This window comes from Microcoleus sp. BR0-C5 (assembly GCF_036705045.1).
Lineage (GTDB): Bacteria > Cyanobacteriota > Cyanobacteriia > Cyanobacteriales > Microcoleaceae > Microcoleus.
Genome location: NZ_JAUBTR010000176.1, coordinates 1 through 2,329 on the forward strand (window position 1 = coordinate 1; position 2,329 = coordinate 2,329).

The following is a 2,329-nucleotide window of genomic DNA, read 5'->3' on the forward strand; positions in this document are numbered from 1 at the left end:
TAATGGTTGCTCTACTTGCACCAATTATTATACCTTAAAAAAACCTCAAATCATTGCATAGCAATCATTTGAGGTTTAAAAAATTCTGAATTCTTTTCAAATTAAATCCGATCGAATATCTGCGGAATGTGGGCTATAACAATAGACATCTCTAGAATAACAATAGCTGGTTCCGTAAGGGTTGTGGGTATTTCAAATGGTTGGCTTATTTCCGCTCACCTGTACCAGCATTTGTAGGGTGCGTGGAGACACACCCTACAAATACTTTATTCACTTCGTCGGGAATGCCTCCCTATCTGCTTCCATTACTACCCAGCCAATTTCTGGTCGCAGGCACAGAGATTCTGGTTCTTGACTGACACCAATTAATCCAGCAACAAACTCCATTTCGTAGACATTCCCGAAGTAATTCCATAGGACTTACGCATTGACAAAATAACTAAACAGTGCATTGATAAATAGGGTCGTTTACTTTCTAGGTATCGGACAATGAGAAAAATAACTAAACCCTCGACAGCACGATGTAATATAGACACTTACACCTTATTTTTGATGTCAGAGCCCTCATTTGGGAGGGTGTAGCAGGTTATCAGAGATATTGGGACATGTTTCACATGATAGTATCAATCGATTTTTGTTGAGAGAGAGATACGAACCCAAAGATTTATTCAACACAATAGAGAAAATAATAAATCTGCAAAGAGGGATACTTAGTGTAGACGATACAGTCATAGAAAAGATTTACAGTGACCCCAAAAATGCCGAGTTAATTAGTTATTTTTGGTCAGGGAAAGCCCATAAAACTATTATTGGCTTAAATTTAATCACCCTATATTACAGCGATATTAATGGTAATTCAGTCCCAATAAATTACAGAATATATGACAAAAAGGAGGGAAAAACCAAAAAGGATTATTTTAGAGAAATGGTGAACGAAATAATAAGCTGGGGAGTCAAGCCAAAAATAGTAACAGGAGATAGTTGGTATTCAGGAGTGGAAAACTTAAAATTTCTAAAAAACCAGAAATTGGGTTTTCTATTCGGAATTGAAAAAAATATGACTGTCTCAAATGAACCCCATAATTATTGCCAGGTAAGCACTCTGGTCATTCCTGAGTCAGGATTAAGAACTCCTGGGAAATAATTTGGATTTATAAAATTGTTTAGAAAAAGCTTTAAAAAAGAGGCATCTAGACACTATATTTTGTATTTGCCAGACGAGTCAAAGATTCAGGAGATAACAAGAGATGAATTTCTCACAATTCATGATACTCATTGGCAAATTGAAACATTTCATAGAGCCATCAAACAAGTATGTGGAATTTGTCGTTTCATGGTGAGAGACACCTGTGCAATCAAGACTCATATATTTTGTTCACTTCAAGCATTTGTAAAATTGGAGCTTATGCGGTCTGAAAAAAGAATTACTAACTGGTATGAAGTCCAAAGGAATCTATTCACTTCAGTTATACGTGAGCATATTTTGGCAAACCGATTCAGTGATGGCCTTGTCTAGAATACATAGATGATGTTTTTTGTCAATGCGTAAGTCCTATTCCACTTGAATGGAGCCTTAGACGGCAGGTTGGGAAAAACACCCCGTGCTTCTATAGCTGGTGACAGCTCAGAATTTAACCAGGGATTGCGTAGATATGGTGGCTCAGGACTCTTGCCTTCAAACATTTGTTGCCACTTCGGTTTATGATTCATAATGTAGGGGAATAGTTTAGCCACCCATCCAGTAATATAGGGCGAGCCACTTCCCTCATGTCCTTGGTACTTGTAAATGGAGTCCCAAAACTCGGTATTCACACTGCCTTCAGAGGCTGCTACAAATTCCTTTAGAATCGGTCGTAGCGGCTCAACCCACCACTCCAAACCAAAGCGAGCAAACTCTTCCACCCTCTGTGCAATAGAACGCCAATCCTCTACCGTTCCCTCCAACCTAATCGTAGGTATACCGCACATTGTGCGTACCTCGTACTCAAAGTAAGACTGCATTGCATCTAGCAATACGACTTCCGAGGCAGCACGTTCAATAGGGCCTGTGGTTGAGAAGTTAGCCACAATTAACTCGTGTGCCTTGCCAATATGTTGGTGAATTTGTTCGGAAAATTCCCCGAACACTTCTGCCCAGGGGTTGTCAGCCGAACCCTTCACAAAGTCATCACGGCGAACCTTAATCTTCAACTTTCCCGAATGCTGTACAAAGTGATGAGGCAGTTCTTCGGCATTCATGTTAACGTGCTGTGCTAGTACAGCTCGGCAGAAATAGACAGACTATATTTGTGGTAGAATAACATAGTTAGCTTAGAGCCCTTTAGGTGTT

The 2,329-nt window shown here is 39.6% G+C and carries 2 pseudogenes; one reads left to right on the forward strand and one right to left on the reverse strand.

From position 1 onward, the window contains the following. The first annotated feature begins 489 nt into the window (after window positions 1–489). Window positions 490–1,516: pseudogene (locus QUB08_RS31665) on the forward strand (IS701 family transposase). Here the strand turns inward: QUB08_RS31665 and QUB08_RS31670 are convergent. Next, window positions 1,513–2,244: pseudogene (locus QUB08_RS31670) on the reverse strand (DUF4419 domain-containing protein); the annotation flags it as partial. The pseudogenes QUB08_RS31665 and QUB08_RS31670 overlap by 4 nt on opposite strands. Between the last annotated feature and the right edge of the window lie 85 nt (window positions 2,245–2,329).